General features: G+C 57.8%; 16 protein-coding genes. 11 read left to right on the plus strand and 5 right to left on the minus strand.

All coding sequences use genetic code 11. From position 1 onward, the window contains the following. The first annotated feature begins 33 nt into the window (after nucleotides 1-33). Genes fnr through ACMG4M_RS09310 form a run of 3 tightly spaced genes read left to right on the plus strand, consistent with a single transcriptional unit; the run spans nucleotide 34 to nucleotide 1,971 of the window. A complete protein-coding gene (fnr, locus tag ACMG4M_RS09300; protein WP_052042420.1) occupies nucleotides 34-744 on the plus strand; it encodes a fumarate/nitrate reduction transcriptional regulator Fnr in 711 nt (236 codons plus the stop codon). Further along, entirely contained in the window at nucleotides 741-1,658 is a 918-nt protein-coding gene (locus ACMG4M_RS09305; RefSeq protein ID WP_035244420.1) for a universal stress protein, read from the plus strand. Before fnr ends, ACMG4M_RS09305 begins: the two co-directional genes overlap by 4 nt. A gap of 16 nt (nucleotides 1,659-1,674) precedes the next feature. Then, the gene (locus tag ACMG4M_RS09310) at nucleotides 1,675-1,971 is read left to right on the plus strand and encodes a hypothetical protein (RefSeq protein WP_035244422.1); all 297 of its coding nucleotides are present in this window, start codon (nucleotides 1,675-1,677) and stop codon (nucleotides 1,969-1,971) included. Nucleotides 1,972-2,012: 41 nt separating this feature from the next. On the opposite strand, the gene yaaA is transcribed toward ACMG4M_RS09310, so the two are convergent. Further along, entirely contained in the window at nucleotides 2,013-2,786 is a 774-nt protein-coding gene (gene yaaA / locus ACMG4M_RS09315) for a peroxide stress protein YaaA (protein ID WP_035244424.1), read from the minus strand. Nucleotides 2,787-2,860: 74 nt separating this feature from the next. Between yaaA and ACMG4M_RS09320 the strand changes: the two genes are divergently transcribed. Further along, nucleotides 2,861-3,343, plus strand: a complete 483-nt coding sequence (locus tag ACMG4M_RS09320) for a hypothetical protein (RefSeq protein ID WP_035244426.1) — start codon at nucleotides 2,861-2,863, stop codon at nucleotides 3,341-3,343. A 58-nt stretch (nucleotides 3,344-3,401) separates the two neighbouring features. Then, nucleotides 3,402-4,235, plus strand: a complete 834-nt coding sequence (locus tag ACMG4M_RS09325; RefSeq protein WP_414429856.1) for an MBL fold metallo-hydrolase — start codon at nucleotides 3,402-3,404, stop codon at nucleotides 4,233-4,235. A 180-nt stretch (nucleotides 4,236-4,415) separates the two neighbouring features. On the opposite strand, the gene corA is transcribed toward ACMG4M_RS09325, so the two are convergent. After that, entirely contained in the window at nucleotides 4,416-5,366 is a 951-nt protein-coding gene (corA, locus tag ACMG4M_RS09330) for a magnesium/cobalt transporter CorA (protein WP_272961794.1), read from the minus strand. A 63-nt stretch (nucleotides 5,367-5,429) separates the two neighbouring features. On the opposite strand from corA, the gene ACMG4M_RS09335 reads away from it, so the two are divergent. Further along, a complete protein-coding gene (locus ACMG4M_RS09335) occupies nucleotides 5,430-6,080 on the plus strand; it encodes an alpha-ketoglutarate-dependent dioxygenase AlkB family protein (protein WP_414429857.1) in 651 nt (216 codons plus the stop codon). On the opposite strand, the gene ACMG4M_RS09340 is transcribed toward ACMG4M_RS09335, so the two are convergent. Beyond that, nucleotides 6,058-7,281 (minus strand): nucleoside recognition domain-containing protein, encoded by a 1,224-nt coding sequence (locus tag ACMG4M_RS09340; RefSeq protein ID WP_035244432.1) that lies wholly within the window; start codon nucleotides 7,279-7,281, stop codon nucleotides 6,058-6,060. The genes ACMG4M_RS09335 and ACMG4M_RS09340 overlap by 23 nt on opposite strands. Before the next feature lie 176 nt (nucleotides 7,282-7,457). On the opposite strand from ACMG4M_RS09340, the gene ACMG4M_RS09345 reads away from it, so the two are divergent. Then, the gene (locus ACMG4M_RS09345) at nucleotides 7,458-9,563 is read left to right on the plus strand and encodes a carboxy terminal-processing peptidase (RefSeq protein WP_272961791.1); all 2,106 of its coding nucleotides are present in this window, start codon (nucleotides 7,458-7,460) and stop codon (nucleotides 9,561-9,563) included. Nucleotides 9,564-9,612: 49 nt separating this feature from the next. On the opposite strand, the gene ACMG4M_RS09350 is transcribed toward ACMG4M_RS09345, so the two are convergent. Together ACMG4M_RS09350 and ACMG4M_RS09355 are read right to left on the minus strand one after the other, a co-directional pair. After that, nucleotides 9,613-10,758 (minus strand): oxygenase MpaB family protein, encoded by a 1,146-nt coding sequence (locus ACMG4M_RS09350; RefSeq protein ID WP_414429858.1) that lies wholly within the window; start codon nucleotides 10,756-10,758, stop codon nucleotides 9,613-9,615. Nucleotides 10,759-10,836: 78 nt separating this feature from the next. Next, nucleotides 10,837-11,607 carry an alpha/beta fold hydrolase gene (locus tag ACMG4M_RS09355; RefSeq protein ID WP_414429859.1) on the minus strand — a complete coding sequence of 257 codons (771 nt, stop codon included), beginning with the start codon at nucleotides 11,605-11,607 and terminating at the stop codon, nucleotides 10,837-10,839. Between the two features lie 127 nt (nucleotides 11,608-11,734). Here ACMG4M_RS09355 and ACMG4M_RS09360 point away from each other — a divergent pair, with 127 nt between their 5' ends. From ACMG4M_RS09360 to ACMG4M_RS09375, 4 genes are all read left to right on the plus strand, one after another. Beyond that, on the plus strand, nucleotides 11,735-13,162 hold the full coding sequence (locus ACMG4M_RS09360) for an ABC1 kinase family protein (protein ID WP_414429860.1): 1,428 nt from the start codon (nucleotides 11,735-11,737) through the stop codon (nucleotides 13,160-13,162). 374 nt (nucleotides 13,163-13,536) lie between these two features. After that, on the plus strand, nucleotides 13,537-14,796 hold the full coding sequence (locus ACMG4M_RS09365; protein WP_414429861.1) for a Re/Si-specific NAD(P)(+) transhydrogenase subunit alpha: 1,260 nt from the start codon (nucleotides 13,537-13,539) through the stop codon (nucleotides 14,794-14,796). Next, the gene (locus ACMG4M_RS09370) at nucleotides 14,796-15,071 is read left to right on the plus strand and encodes an NAD(P) transhydrogenase subunit alpha (RefSeq protein ID WP_035244439.1); all 276 of its coding nucleotides are present in this window, start codon (nucleotides 14,796-14,798) and stop codon (nucleotides 15,069-15,071) included. The genes ACMG4M_RS09365 and ACMG4M_RS09370 overlap by 1 nt, the downstream gene beginning before the upstream one ends. Before the next feature lie 3 nt (nucleotides 15,072-15,074). Continuing rightward, entirely contained in the window at nucleotides 15,075-16,448 is a 1,374-nt protein-coding gene (locus tag ACMG4M_RS09375; protein WP_035244441.1) for an NAD(P)(+) transhydrogenase (Re/Si-specific) subunit beta, read from the plus strand. Nucleotides 16,449-16,683 lie beyond the last annotated feature (235 nt).

Genomic DNA, 16,683 nt, shown 5'->3' on the forward strand with positions numbered 1-16,683 from the left:
TTGCATTACGCAGCCATCAACCGGAGTCACACCGTGTCTCAACATGTTTCCTGCAATGATTGCAGTCTCAGCCCTGTCTGCCTTCCACTGGCAGTGGCGCCGACACAGCTCGACGAGCTGGATCGCATCATTCATCGGGGCCGACCCCTGAAACGCGGCGAACATCTGTTTCGCGCCGCCGACGAGTTTCAGGCGGTCTACGCGGTCCGCTCCGGCGCCTTGAAAACTTATGTGCTCAGCGATGAAGGCGACGAGCAGGTCACCGGCTTTTATCTCCCCGGTGAAGTGCTTGGCATGGATGGCATTAGCACCGCCCACCACATGTCCAACGCCAAGGCACTGGAAACCGCCACGGTGTGCGAGATCCCATTCTCCAAACTGGAAATGCTGTCCCAGCGCATCCCGTCGCTGCAGCACCATTTCTTCAGCCTGATGAGTAACGAAATTCGCTCAGACCGTGAGCTGCATATGCTGCTCAGCAAGAAAAATGCGGATGACCGGGTGGCATCCCTGTTGATATCCATGTCAGCACGTCACCAACGCCGAGGGCTTAGCGAGCGGGCATTCCGTCTTCCCATGTCGCGCTATGACATCGCCAATTATCTGGGCCTGGCGGTGGAGACTGTCAGCCGTATCTTTACCCGCTTCCAGCAAAATGGCTGGTTACGCGTGGAGGGACGTGAAGTGGAGATCCTAAATCGGCGAAGCCTTTGTGGAGAGCAGAGTCTGGAAGTAAGCCTGTGACCGCCCCGGTACTGGCCATTCTCGACAGTGATCTGAAGGCTCCCCAGCCTGCGCTATACAAAGCCAGACAGGTGGCGGATTCCACCAAGGCGCCACTGCATGTTCTGGTCAATGCCTATTCCTCCGCTATGGTTCGCGCCGTTGGCGTTGACCATGAACGACAGGACGCCGCCCGCGCACAGATTCACAAAGCCTGGCAAAACAGGATCAGTGAATTAACCGATAGGGAGCGCTGTCAGCTTTCCATTCTGTGGCACAAAGACAGCATGGCCGCATTGCGTGAGAGCATCCTCGACCTGCAACCCGCCATGGTGGTTGTGCATACCAGTGAAGAAAGCGGCCTGCGCCGGCATCTTTTCACCCCGCGGGACTGGCAATTGATTCGCAAGGCGCCCTGCCCGGTGCTGTGTGTTCATGGCCGTCAGTGGCCCCATGCACCGAGAGTTCTGGCCGCCCTGGACCCGGGTACAGAAGAGCAGCCCCAGGATGCCCTGGCGGTTAACGTGCTCGGTGCGGCAAATCATTTTGCCGGCAATCTTGGTGGCACCCTGCGCGCTACTCATGTGCTTGATGAAATGGACGACAGCCTGATTCTGCTGGTGGGCGAAGCGATTCCCGATTACAGCGGCGGCATGGAAAAGGTGCGCCAGTTTTACCGTGATCGCTTTCAGGCATTTGGTGCCGCCCACGGCCTGGGGCCGGACCAGATGACAGTGCTGACCGGCCCGGTGGCGCCGACCCTGGCGAAATACTGTGACGAACATGATATGGACGTACTGGTGGTAGGCACCGTGCATCGTAACCTGCCGGAAAGGCTGTTACTGGGCGCCACAGCAGAATCCGTGATTACCCGTGCCAGCACGGATGTGCTGGTCATCAAACCCCAAGGTTTCCAGAGTCCCTGGCAAGCCTGATCAGGAGCATAACGTAATGACAGACAAGAAAGACTTTGCCGACAACATTCGCCAGAAACTGGAAGACTGGGATTATCAGCTGGATCGCCTGACCGCCCGGTTGGGGGACAAGCGTGAAGAGTGGCGTAGCGACGCGAAGCAAAAAATTGCGGAGATTCAGGATCGTCGCGACGAGCTGGAAGCCAAACTGGAAAAACTGGAGTCTCACGGCGAAGATGCCTGGGATGACATCAAAGCCGGCGTGGAACTGGCCTGGGATGGTTTGAAAACCGGCTTGCTTGCCGCCCGCAGCGAGTTTGAAGACAGAGACTGACCCCGTTTCAGGAGCGCCCCAGTGGCGCTCCTTCACCAGGTCTACTGCTCGGCCCGACGAAACACCGGCTTGTCCGGGGTCGACAGATCCGAAGCAAAGCAATAACCCGCCACATCGAAATTCTTCAGTTTGGCCGGGTCCTTGATGCCCTTCTTGATAATCCACGCCGCCATCAGGCCACGGGCCTTCTTGGCGTAAAAGCTGATCACCTTGTACTTGCCGTTTTTCTCATCCTGGAAGACCGGTTCAATGATGCGGCCATTGATCCCTTTCTTGTTCACCGACTTGAAATACTCATTGGATGCCAGATTGACGAGCACGTCGGTTTTCGCCGCTTTCATATCCTTGTTGAGCTGTTCAGTGATAATGTCGCCCCAGAACGTATAGAGATCCTTGCCGCGTGGGGTATCCAGTTTGGTACCCATTTCCAGGCGGTATGGTTGCATCAGGTCCAGCGGGCGTAGCACGCCATACAGTCCTGACAGCATTCGGAAGGACGTCTGGGCCTCCTTGAGCTGGTTGTCCGTGAAGGTGTCGATTTCCAGGCCGGTATACACATCGCCCTTGAAGGCAAACGCCGCGGGCCTGGCATTCTTCTTGTTGAAGGGTCGCTGCCACTGGGCAAACCGCTCCACATTCAAGTGCGCGATCTTGTCACTGACACCCATCAGGCTGCTGACATCCGCCGGAGAAAGCTGGCGTGCCCGCTCGATCAACACATCGCTATCATCCAGCAATCGGGGCTGGGTGGTTTTCAGCGTTGGCAATTCGCTCTCGTAATCCAGGGTTTTTGCTGGCGATACAACAATCAGCATGGCCTACTCCTTTACATATGACTCCCGGGATTATATGAATCAGGGGGAGCGAGGTCTGCAATTCTGGAGAATAAATGCGCCTATTACTGGTATTGACTGTCATTATCGCGGTTACCGTTCTGCTCTGGGGTAGCTGGCAATGGGGGCGTCGACCGTTTTATCTGGTGCTGAGCCTGGTACTGGCCGGCCTCATGGTACTCGGCATCGGTGTCTGGCAAGGCGGCCGTGACGATCAGGTGCGGCTTCCCCCTGATGGGATCGAGGTAACGCTGAAAGAATTCCTTGCCTCTGAATCCGGCGTGCGCCTGACCGGCAACCTGGCCAACCGCAGTGAAATGAATGTGGCAGCGGTAACGCTTCAGGCCCGCGCCCTGTCCTGCCCGAAGGCGGAGAATGACTGCACTGTGATCTACCAGCAGACCATTGATGTGCAAATGTACCTGCCCGCTGGTCAGGATTACCCCTTTGCAGTTGTCAGTCGTCATCCGAAAGAAGACACCCCGGTGGATCGCTGGGAACTGGAAGCGATCGACAAGCTGGCCTACCCGCAGTCGTAGACTGGCATCCTGCAGGGTGAATCGTCACAATGCGGCCTTCAAATTCCCAGGAGTCATTATGGCATCACTGATTCCCGGCCAGCTCACCCCGATTGGCGATCATGCCTGGCGGGTTCTGGCGCGCAACCCGGGCATGATGACCGGGCCTGGCACCAACAGTTATCTGTTTGGCAAGGATAGCCTGACGGTCATTGATCCCGGCCCCGAGGATCAGGAGCATCTGCAGGCTCTGCTGCAGGCTGCCCGCACCCTGGGAAAACCCATCGACCAGGTGGTGGTCACCCATACCCATCGAGACCATTCCCCAGGCGCTCTGGCATTGGTGGCAGCCACCGGGGCTCGTTGTCTGGGCCCCTCGGTACCCGATGACGGCCTGCAAGACGAGAGCTGGCAGGCAGACCGTCTGTTGGCCGAGGGAGACCGAGTGGATTGCGGCGGCGTTTCGCTACAGGTAATTGAAACCCCGGGCCATGTGGGCAACCACCTGTGCTACCTCAGTGATGATGGCATGCTGTTTACCGGCGATCACCTGATCCAGGGCTCCACCGTAGTGATCGCTCCTCCCTCCGGTTCCATGCAGGCCTACTTTGCTTCGCTACGCAAACTGCAGCAGCGCGGCATAACACGGATGGCTCCTGGTCATGGCGATCTGATCAGCGACCCGGAAGAAACCCTGACCCATACACTGGCGCATCGACAGAAACGCGAAGACAAGGTGCTGGACGCCCTCTCCGGTGACCCGCAAACCCTGGCAGAGTTGGTGAAGGTGGTCTATGACGACGTGCCGGAATTCCTGCACGGTGTAGCCCAATTTTCTCTGCAGGCCCACCTGATCAAGCTGGCCGAAGACGGCAAAGCCGAAGAAACCGATCAAGGCTGGCACAAAACCTGATTGCGCCAGCGAGGCGAGTTACGAGAAGCGAGTTTCGAAAGGCGAAAAACAAACCGGCGCTACGATTTTGATTTTCGTGACTCGCTTCTCGCTCCGCCCTCTTCGCATCTCAAGCGATGCTCCTACAGGAGCTCAGCCGAAGGCGGTTTTCGCGGTTAACTATGCACCGTTAACTGCCCTTCACAGCCACCCTTTACGCTTGAAAAACCAGTAAGGCGTCATGCCGGATAGCAGCATCAGGCATATTGCCATGGGATAGCCATAAACCATGTCCAGCTCCGGCATGATCTCGAAGTTCATGCCGTAGATACTGGCAATCATGGTGGGCGGCAGGAACACCACCGCGGCGATGGAAAAGATCTTGATGATCTGGTTCTGCTGGATATTGATGAACCCCTGTGCCGCATCCATCAAAAAGTTGATCTTGTCGAACAGGAAGGTGGTGTGTGACATCAAGGTGTCCAGGTCATGCTGCACCTCGGCACAGGTGCGACGGCGAACCTTGTCGGTGCGGACATAGCGCTGAATAAAGGAAATGGAACGCTGGGTATCCATCAGGCAAAGGCGAATCTTGCCGTTGGTATCCTCCAGCCGGGCCAGTTTTTCAATATCGTCTTCCAACTCTCCGTTCTCCTCCTCCAGCACGCTGTACCCCACTTGTTCCAGGTCACGGTGCACATCCTCGAGGGCATCAGCCAGGTTTTCCACTTTTTGCTCGAGAATACTCAAGAGGATATCTATCGGCTGCTTTGCCTTTACCCAACCTCGGCGTACGCGCAGTCGCAGTAGCCGGAAATCAGGCAACCGGGAATCCCGGAATGACAGCAGACGACCTTCCTGGACGACAAACGCCACCGTGGACGTACGAGCGCGACCCTCGGACTGAAACAGAAACAGGGAGTGGACATGCAGCCCCTGCTCATCGCTGAAGAAACGGGCGGACGCTTCGATTTCTTCCATGTCATCAGAGGCCGGCAGTTCCGCTTCCAGAAACTGTTGCACCAGCTCGCGTTCGTTTTCCTCCGAGTCCACCAGATCGATCCAGCTGGCATCATCAGCCAGAGTGGGCAGGATGCTTTCCGTGTCCTTTTCACGCAGAACACCGTTTTCGATGCGGAAGATATGCAGCATGATGTTTCCCTGATCACCATCGCCGGCAAGATACCGGCAGCAATTTGATATAGCACGGAGCTTATGACTGTCAACGATTCCGGGTCCGCAGCCGGCCAGAAAATGCCGGAAGCGATTACCCTGGCCGGTCAGGCCAGGTTATGGCTTTGGCACCATGCCCTGCCCGCTGCACAGCACCGGCTATTACAAGCAGATCTGAATGCGGCACTGGACTGGCAGCAGCCACGGATTCAGGTATTTGGTCGTTATCATACCGTACCACGGCTCACGGCCTGGCATGGCGATGCGGGCATTCCCTATCGCTACTCCGGTCACCAACATATGGCGGATGGCTGGCCGGACGTGTTGAAGCCGGTGCGCGATACCGTGAGCGAACTGTGCGGGCACCCGTTTAACTCGGTGCTGGCCAATCGCTATCGCAACGGCAAGGATTGCATGGGCTATCACAGTGACGACGAACCCGAGCTTGGCCCCGAGCCCTGGATTGCCTCTTACAGCCTGGGGGCAGAAAGGGATTTCGTGTTTCGCCCCCGTGGTGGAGGCCGCCAGTGTTTCTCGCTGGCACTACCGGATAACAGCCTGCTGCTCATGAGCCCGCAGGTGCAGCAGCAATTCCAGCATGCGCTACCGCGGCGACAACGGGTTCAGGGTGAGCGTCTCAACCTGACGTTTCGCAGAATCTTCAGCGGCATCAGCCCCAGAACGCGTAACTGAGCAGAATGGCGGCGATCAGTCCCGCCGCATCCGCTGCCAGACCACACCATAAGGCATAGCGGAAATCACGGATCCCCACGCTGCCGAAGTACACCGCGAGCACATAGAAGGTGGTTTCCGTGGAGCCCTGCATCACTGCAGCCATACGCGCGGCCAGGGAATCCACACCCTGAGTCTGCATCACATCCACCATGGCTGCCCGGGCCCCGGAGCCGCTCAGCGGTTTAAGGAACGCCACCGGGAGTGCGTCCACAAAGCGGGTGTCCCAGCCAATAGCGGCGGCCCCGAAACGAATGCCGTCCAGGAACAGGTCCAGCACCCCGCCCGCTCGCAACATGGCAATGGCCGCCAGCATGGCCACCAGGTAGGGGATCAGCCGCACCGCCAGGGTGAAGCCCTCCTTGGCGCCCTCCACAAAGGTGTCGTAGCTATCTACCCCACCCCGCCAGGCAGCAACAAAGAAAGCACTCAGCACCAGCAACAGAATGCCATTGCCAAGCAAGCTCGACAGCGTGTTGGCGAGCTCCGTGGGCGCCAGCCAAACAATGGTCCCCAGCGCGGCCAGCATGGCCAGCCAGATACCGGCCACCACCAGCAACAACGGATCGCGCAGAGATATACGCTGGACCCGGGCGGTGACCAGAATGCCCACCAGGGTGGATACCGTGGTGGCCATCAGCAAAGGCAGGTAGACAGCAGCCGGGTCACTGGCGCCCTGCTGGGCCCGGAACATCAGCACTGTCACCGGCACCAGGGTCACTGACGAGGTGTTGAGCACCAGGAACATGATCTGACTATCCGTGGCCCGTGTCGGCTGCGGATTACCCTGCTGCAGGCGCTCCATGGCCTTGAGTCCAAGCGGTGTGGCGGCATTGTCCAGGCCCAGCATGTTAGCGGCCAGGTTCATGGAAACCGGTGCGGATGCTTCAGGAGTGCGCCGAACCCCCGGCATCAAGCGGGCCAGAACCGGCTCCACCCAGGACGACAACCGTGCGGCCAGATTGCTGGCCTCGGCCATCTTGAATAGCCCGCTCCACAGTGCCAGTACCCCGATCAGGCCCAGGCTGACCTCAACGGCCAGGTCGGCCGCCGACCAAAGGGCATTGATCAAACGCCCCGGCGCCGCCATGTCACCACCAATGAGCTGGGTCACCGCTCCGGCGATACCCGCAAGGAAAAACAGGCTGAACAGTCTGTGCAAAGCATCCCCCGTACGCTAGGGTCGTGGTAATTTGTTGAAAATCCGTAATTTGGCGACTTTTATGACGGTGCAACTTCGCGCTTTCACGGTAGTCTACAGGTTTTAGAGAAATTCAACCGCGAATGACCGCTTTCGGGCCGTCGTCTATACTGCAGGTAAACCGTTTGAGAAACAGCATGTCACTAGTTCGTAAGTTCTTCCCTCTGGCACTGGCACTGGTCCTGCTGGGGGGCGCCATTCAGGGAGTGAGTGGCCTTCGTTCCGAGCCGGAGGTTCAGGGTGACCTGAAACCCACCAGCGACCAGCTGGATGCCGCTGCGGAAATTGCTGCCAACTTGAAGCACCACTATCGGCGGTTGGAGTTCGACAACTCCTTGTCCAGCCAGGTGCTGGACAGCTATCTCGAGGACCTGGACCCCAATCGCCAGTATTTCCTGGCCAGCGACATTCGCGAATTCGAGCGTTACCGCAACAAGCTTGATGACCAGCTAAGCGATGGCCAGCTGGAAGCCGGTTACACCATCTTTAATCGTTTCCAGGAACGCCTGGAAACCCGATTGGAGAAGCTGCTGGACACCATCGAGAACGATCTGGAATCATTGACCTTCGATGATGAGGAAACCGTGCTGGTGGATCGGGGTGAAGCGCCCTGGGCAGCGGACGAGGCGGCGCTGGACACCATCTGGCAACGCCAGCTGAAAAATGCAGTGCTTTCCATGCGGCTCAATGACAGCTCATTGGACGACATTCGTACCCGTCTGACTCGGCGCTATGAAAGCCAGCTCAAACGAATTAACCAGAACACCCCGGAGGATGTGTTTCAGGTCTATATCAATGCCCTGACACAGACCTTTGATCCGCATACCAACTACTTCACACCGCATAACTCGGAAAATTTCGACATCAGCATGAGCCGCTCCCTGGAAGGTATCGGGGCAGTGCTGCAATACGAAGACGGTTATACCAAGGTGGTACGTCTGGTTCCTGGCGGCCCTGCCGCCAAAAGCGGCCAGTTGAAACCGGCGGATCGGATCGTCGGGGTTTCTCAGGATGGCGAAGCACCGGAGCCGGTAATCGGCCTGCGCCTGGATGAAGTGGTGGATCAGATCCGTGGCCCCAAGGGGACCAAAGTCAATCTGGAGATCATCCCTGCCGGCAGTGCCAGCGAGCACGACACCCGCACTATCACCATCGAGCGCAACAAGGTGGTGCTGGAGGAACAGGCCGCCAAGAAGGATGTGATCACCATTGAGCGTGATGGCGAAACCATGAAACTGGGCATTATCGAAATTCCGGCGTTTTACCTGGATTTTGCCGCCTTCCACCGGGGTGACCCCAACTACACCAGCACCACCAGTGATGTGGCCAAACTGTTGGTGGAATTACGCAAGGAAAACATCGACGGCCTGGTAATTGATCTGCGCAACAATGGTGGCGGCTCCCTGCTGGAAGTTAACAAGCTGGTCAGCCTGTTTATCAATCGGGGCCCCACTGTGCAGGTGCGCGAGTCCAGTGGCCGCGTCAGTATCGAAGGCGACAAGTTTCCCGGAGTGCTGTATGCCGGCCCCATGGCGGTGATGGTCAACCGCTTCAGTGCTTCCGCCTCGGAGATTTTTGCCGGTGCCATGCAGGATTATGGCCGCGCCCTGATTGTCGGTGACCAGACCTACGGCAAAGGCACGGTACAGACCCTGCTGGATCTGAATCACGGCAAATTGAAGATGACCAATGCCAAGTTTTATCGGGTCTCCGGCTCCAGTAACCAGAATCTGGGCATCGTACCGGACGTGGATATGCCTTCGCTGATCGACAAGGATGAGGTGGGGGAAAGCTCCCTGCCCAACGCCCTGCCCTGGGATGAAATCAACTCGGCTAAATACCAGCGGGTGAGTGATATTGTTCCCTACCTGCCTCAGCTGCGTGAAAAGCACTCCAGCCGCATTGATAAGGACCCGGAGTTCATCTACGTGGAGTCCCTGCGCAGGCTTCTTGAGGAAAATCGAAACCGGGTTGAGCTGTCACTGAATGAGAAGAGTCGCACCGCAACACAGAAAGCGCTGGATAGCGAACGCCTTGCCATTGAGAACAGTCGCCGCAAATCCCGCGATGAAGAGCCGCTGGGCAGCATCAAGGAACTGCGTGATCTGGAGGAGCAGCGGGCGCTGGACCCGGAAAGTGATGAGGAGTCCATCGACGAAGATCCCTACGTACGGGAAACCGGGGAGATCCTGGTGGATTACATGAGCCTGATACGAGAGAACCAGGTGGCCCGGCAGGGCTGATCTTGGCTGCTGTAATAAAAAACCGGCTTTCGCCGGTTTTTTTTATTTTTCAGGCCAGAGCCTTGAAGCCCCAGCGAGCCGGGTTGTCCCCCAGCCCGGCTTTCAGTGTTCGCCGGCCCAGTTGGTGATTCAGGTTTTCCAGGGCTCGCTTGGCCGGGTCTGGCAGAAACCGCACACCGAAACTGGCGGCACTGACAGCGGTCTTTACCACTCGCACTGCTGTGGCGGCCGGAACACTGCTGTTGATGCTGAGATCATCCGCCACCTTGTCACCGATAAGATAGCGGCTGAAGCCCAGCAATACCTCATAGGACAAATTGAATGGCGGCTTGCCGGCCATGTCGCGCAATAGCGCCTTGGCGAGGGACTCGCTGTCCGCAGTGGGCTCGTACAGATGAGAGGTCAACTGCATGGCGAGGATTTCCTGCTCTTCCAGGGTGGTTGTCAGCAGTGCCTCGTCGACTCCGAGCAGGTAACCCGCATAACGCCAGAAATAGTGCATGGATTCATGCTCATGCCGACTGATCTGCAGGCCAAGACGCTTGAGCCCCCTGACCACCATGAAATCGAACTCCAGGATGGTGCCGGCCATGTCTTCCTGATTGATTGGCAGGTCGTATTTGGCATTGTCCCACCGGGGATTCCGGGCAAGAAACTGGCGAACTGCCGCGTGTAGCAGGCGCACTTCCATCAGCGTGCGGTGCCCCAGGCCACCCGGCCGGATACCGTCGTCGCCGACGATGTTGTGGAGCATCTGTCCGGTTTCGTAAATTCTGCGGGAAACGTCTTTCTGCAGGCGACCGGTGGCCACCAGTACCTGGGAGGGCTTGTTGTGCGCGTAACCCTCCACAAGGCTTGAACACATCAGCACCAGACCCTGCAGTGCGCCATTGCGTCGGTACATGCGCCGACCCAGCTCCATGGCGTCGAAATCCACCCAGGATGGCACCGTATGGCAGTGGTCTAGAAAGGCCTGAAAATCCCCACCCTCTTCCCTGGCCCGTTTTTCTACCTCGTCGAGCAGCCCGGAAGGCCGGGTGAATGTGATTTGCGCAGCACAGCGATCTGCCAGCGGGTCCTGCACCTGCCGCCAGGCATTCAGACGTTCATGGGAATAGCGATCCCACCAGACCCGTTCGCGGGGACTCTGCGGGCCTCGCTCGAAGCGGATCAGTTCCTGCGGTGTTGCCATCATTACCTCGCCATTGTTGTTATCTCGGAACTCATGAGTTCTGGGATAACGCTAGGCTGCCAAGGCTATACGGTCAACACACTAAACAGTGAAATCTGTTACCCCTTCGATAAGGGTGTTGATCAGCCATTGAGGCGCATCCAGAGGCAGGTCATGGCCTGCCTGGGGGTGGCATTTGATGGGTAGGTCCCAGGCCTGCGAAAGAGCCAGCGAGCAGGCCGGGCTGACCAGACGGTCCCCTGCCCCATTGATGATCAGCACTGGAACGCTTTCCGGTAAAGCGGCCGGGGCGCGAAAACGCATGGCAGCAAGTAGCTGTCTCAGGCTGTTACGCAGCGATACGGGTTGTTCGCGCGCATATTCCGCCCAGGTTTCTGCAAGCTGATGCAGAAACGCCGGCTCGCGCAGATTGGAGGTAATTTCCAGAATCGCGGTTTCCTTGCGTACCCGGTTACGACTGAACACCGCATCGCTGAGCAGGAGCCGGTAATTGGCCGGGCGCAAGCGACGCCAGAACGGGCTGTAACGGCTGGCACTAGTATTGATCAGGCCCGCAAAGGCCACTTCACGGGGGGCCTGACACAACCATTGCACAGCCACCATCGCTCCCAGTGATAAAGCGACCAGGTGATAGGGGCCCTGATGCCCCTGCGCGGTCAACTGGTCGCGTAGATGGACTACCATGGCAGCAATCCGAGTGGGGCTTTTCTCTTCACAGAAGTGGCCATTTCCGGGCAAATCCACCGTTACCACCCGATCCTGTGGCACACTGGCCTGAAACTGTTCAGGAAAGTCCTCCCAGTGTCTCTGCTCACGAACCAGGCCCCGCAACAACACCCAGGTTCTTCCCATGCTGACTTACCTCCCGAGATACAGACAAAATCAAACAGTGACTTTCGGTGCAGCCAATGACCCGATATCCAATACCGGCTAGAATGCCACCGGCGTTAAGGATGGCAAATGGAGTTTCTTCGCGACTATGACACGAAAAACCGTAAAACGGGTTAAGACCGGCTCGGTAGAGCGACGCTTTTCCATGGCCAAAGCCGGATTTCTGGCTGGTGCCAAGTATGCGACCGCCAGTGCCGGGTCCATCTTTACCCCAAAAGACCAGCGTGAGGCTCGCCGCAAGGAGAACCTGTCCGCCCGTGCCCAGGAGCTGGTGGATGAACTGGGCAGGCTCAAGGGCTCTGTGGTCAAGATCGGCCAGATGATGGCCCTGTTCGGCGAGCATTTCCTGCCCGAAGAAGTGACCACGGCGCTGCATACGCTGGAAAACCAGACCACCGCCCTGGAGTGGCCGTCCATTGAGCGCCACCTCAAGCGAGAGCTTGGCGAGGTCAAAATGGCGGAGCTTGAGATCGAGGAGACTCCGCTGGGAGCTGCCTCCCTGGCTCAGGTTCACAAGGCGATTCGCAAATCCGACGGCAAGGAGCTGGTGCTCAAGATCCAGTACCCCGGCGTTGCGGATGCCATTGATTCGGATATGCGCGCCCTCGTTCGCCTGCTCAAGCTTAGCCGGCTGGTACCGATGACCGAGCAATTCAATCTGTGGCTCGATGAAGTGCGCGAAATGCTCCAGCGGGAAGTGGATTACGATCTGGAAGCCCACACCACCCGCCATTTTCGACAGGTGCTGGCCGAAGATACCCGTTTTGTGGTGCCGGAAATCGTCACGGAGTACTCCAGCCACAACATCATGTGCATGACGTTCGAGCGTGGCATCAGCGTCACCGACCCGTCCGTGCTGAAGCTGTCCCAGGAGCGCCGCAACTTTATCGGTCGCGCTATTATGGAGCTGTGCTGTCGGGAAGTGTTCGAATGGAACAAGATGCAGACCGACCCGAATTTCGGTAACTATCTGCTGCGTTTTGGTGATAGCCCAGAGAACGACCAGATTGTGCTACTGGATTTCGGCGCCATTCGGGACTTTGATAACGAGGTGCTGGGTCCGGGCCGGGAAATGATTCGTGCCTCTTTCCATCACGACGGCGACCGCCTGGTCCGTGCCCTCAACGCCCTGGATTTTCTGTCTCGTGGCGCCCCGCGCCGGCTGCTGGATGATTTCTGTTCGCTGTGCTTTGAAGCCATTGAAGTGCTGCAGGACCCGGACCGCTACCCACCCCCGGCAGAAGTACTCAATGACAAAGGGGAATACTGCTGGGGCAACAGCGATCTGCCGAATCGCATCATGAATCGGGCCAGCCGCAATGCCTTGTCGGTGCACTTTGACGTGCCACCCAAGGAGTTTATCTTCCTGGCCCGCAAGCTACTCGGCGCCTACACCTTTTTGCACGTCATTGAGGCGGAAGTGCGGGGAAACACTATTCTCGAGCCTTTTATTCACATGCAGGAAGAGGCTGATGCGATCCTGGTTGATCAAAAAACCATCAGTCCGGTAGATTAATTGCTCAGAAAGTGACAAAAATGCGGTTTTATCACCCGCTTATCGGTGCGATAACGAATTGTCATTTGCCAAGGTGGCATAGCCACAATAAGGTTAGCACCCTGCTGAGAGCCTGTTTCAGGCCTTTGCGCCACCGACGAAGATCGTCGTCCGGTTTGCCTCACTGCAAAGATTGCAGTATCAGGTCCACCGGCGGTATTCGACCTTCGCAGTGTGATGGATGACAGTAACGGCCAGCCGGCCCCGCTTCTCCAGCACACTCGGGACGCAAGGGCCTGAGACAGGCTCTTGTCGGTCGGCTCCCATGAAGCGACCGTTTAACGAGGCTTTCAAGGCGCCGGGTTGCCAACTCTGCCGCCCTGATAGCTGATTATTTGCGAACCACAACGGGGGTAACGCAGGTGATTATCGGTGTTCCCAAGGAAATCTGCCCTGGCGAGCAGCGCGTTGCTATAACGCCTGCCAATGTCAGCGCACTGCTGAAAAAACAAGGTGTCGAGATCATCATCGAGCGTGGTGCCGGTGATATTGCCGGTTACCCGGACAGCGCATTTGAAGCTGCCGGAGCCAAGCTGGTTGATCGCGACGAGATCTTTACTTCCGCGCAGGTGGTACTGCAGGTGCAAACGCCTGGCAGCAACACCCAGAACGGCAATGAAGATCTGGAGAAATTCAAGCAAGGCCAGATCGTTATCGGTATGACCGATCCGCTGGCCAACCCGCAATTTGCCCAGACCCTGGCCGACAAGAAAGTCACCGGCCTGGCGCTGGAGCTGGTACCGCGGATCACCCGCGCCCAGGCCATGGATGTGCTCTCTTCTATGGCGATGATTGCTGGTTACAAATGCGTCCTGTTGGCCGCCAACGAATCCCAGCGCATGTTCCCCATGAACATGACCGCTGCCGGCACCATGAACGCCTCTCGCGTGTTCGTAATGGGTGCTGGTGTGGCAGGCCTGCAGGCCTGTGCTACCGCCAAACGCCTGGGTGCCGTGGTCGAAGCCTATGACGTGCGCCCCGCGGCCCGCGAACAGATCCTGTCTGTCGGCGCCAAGCCGGTAGAGCTGGACCTGGATACCGGTGAAGCCGAAGGCTCCGGTGGTTACGCCAAGGCTCAGGGCGAAGACTTCCTCAAGCGTCAGCGCGAGCTGATGACGGAAGTCATCAAGGAAATGGATGTGGTGATCACCACCGCTGCCGTTCCCGGCGCCAAGAGCCCGATTCTGGTCACCGAAGACATGGTCAAGGCCATGAAACCCGGCTCCATTATCGTGGATCTGGCCGCAGAACGTGGTGGCAACTGTGATCTGACCGAATCCGGCAAGACTGTTGTGAAGCACGGCGTTACCATCGTCGGCCCGGAGAACGTCCCCTCCTCCGTGGCGTTCCATGCCAGCCAGATGTTCGGCAAAAACATGGAAAACTTGCTCAACCTGCTGCTGGACGATAACGGCGATCTGCAATTGGACTTCGAAGACGAGATCGTTGCCGAAACCGTGGTCAGCCACAATGGCGACGTACCCCAGGCTCGCCTGCGTGACTTGCTCGGCCTGCCCGCTCTGGCGAAACCTGAGCCCGAGGCAGACGAATCCGCGGATGCGGACTCCGACGCCACCAAGGAGGAGGAGAAATAATGGATTTCGTAGCCCAACTAACCCTGTTTGTGCTGGCGATCTTCCTCGGTGTGGAACTGATCACCAAGGTTCCGCCCACCCTGCACACCCCACTGATGTCCGGTTCCAACGCGATTTCCGGTATTACCGTGGTGGGTGCCCTGATCGCCGCCGGTTCTGATTCCGGCATGCTGATCAATGTGCTGGGCTTTATCGCTGTGGTGCTGGCCACCATCAACGTGATTGGCGGCTTCATGGTCACCAATCGAATGCTGGCGATGTTCAAGAGGAAGTAATTCATGCAGAACTGGATTGATATCGCCTACTTGATCGCCGCCTGCCTGTTTGTGGTGGGCATCAAGGGGCTAACCAAGCCGAAAACTGCCGTGCGCGGGAACCTGCTGGCTGCCGCCGGTATGGGTGTTGCCGCCGTGGTCACCCTGCTCAACGAGCATATTGTTACTTATGAAGTCATCATCGCCGGCGTCGTGGTCGGCGGTCTGATTGGCGCTGTCATGGCCAAGAAGGTGCAGATGACTGCCATGCCGCAGATGATCGCTCTGCTGAACGGTTTTGGTGGTGGTGCGTCCTTTTCCGTGGCTTCCGCCGAGTTCTTCCGCGGCTCTGCCAACGACACGGTGTCCATCATTGCTACCGGCGCTGCCGTATTGATCGGTGCGGTCACCCTGACCGGTTCCCTGGTCGCGTTCGCCAAACTGCAGGAACTGATTGATGGCAAGCCCATGGGCTTCCCTGGCATGAAGCTGGTCAATGCTGTCCTGTTCATCGGCTCCATCGTCGGCATCGGTTACCTGGTTGCCAATCCGGGCAATGAGATGGTGTTCTGGGGTCTGGTGGCTGCGGCCATGGTCCTCGGCCTGTTGCTGGTACTGCCAATTGGTGGTGCAGACATGCCGGTGGTTATCGCCCTGCTGAACTCCTACTCTGGTGTGGCGGCATCCGCTGCCGGTTTTGTAATGGGCAACAGCGCCCTGATCATCACCGGTTCGCTGGTCGGCGCTTCTGGTCTGATCCTGACCAGTATCATGTGTAAAGCCATGAACCGCTCCCTCACCAACGTTCTGTTCGGTGTGATGGCGGAAGCTGGCGAAGCCATGGACGAAGACGAAGTCTATGCTGGCAAGGTGAAGTCTACCTCTGCAGACGAAGTTGCCATGATGCTGGAAACCGCACGTCGCGTTGTCATCGTGCCCGGCTTTGGTCTGGCCATGGCTCAGGCTCAGCATGCGGTCCGCGAAATGGCGGATACCATGGAAGCGATGGGTATCGAAGTCGAATACGCCATCCATCCGGTTGCTGGCCGTATGCCCGGTCACATGAACGTACTGTTGGCGGAAGCCGAAGTGCCCTACGACAAGCTCAAGGACATGGATACCATCAACCCCACCTTCGAGCAGACCGACGTAGCCATCGTGCTGGGCGCCAATGACGTGACCAACCCCATGGCCCGCGAAGACAAGGGCAGCCCGATTTACGGCATGCCTATCCTCAACGTAGACAAGGCCAAAACCGTGGTTGTGGTAAAACGCTCTCTGAGCGCCGGTTTTGCCGGCCTGCCCAACCCGCTGTTCGCCAAGGATAACACTCTTATGTTGTTCGGCGATGGCAAAGGCGCGGTGCTGGATATCACCACCGCCCTGAAAGAAGGCTGATCGGTAAGCGGATCAGGAAAAGGGGGAGCTTCGGCTCCCCTTTTTTGTTTCCGCCTGCGCTTTCTCTGTGGACTTGGGTCAACCTGAAAGGCGCCACCCATAAACAACGCCGCAACGGGTGGATCACGCATCCACGCTACCCAGTCATGCGGCGTTGCTTGTTTGCTTCCAGGCGACTACCCACAAAAAAGCCCGCCTCGTTGAGGCGGGCTTTTTTGTGTTGCTGCAGCGGAAA

Source organism: Alcanivorax sp. IL3 (genome assembly GCF_047495465.1).
GTDB lineage: Bacteria > Pseudomonadota > Gammaproteobacteria > Pseudomonadales > Alcanivoracaceae > Alcanivorax > Alcanivorax jadensis.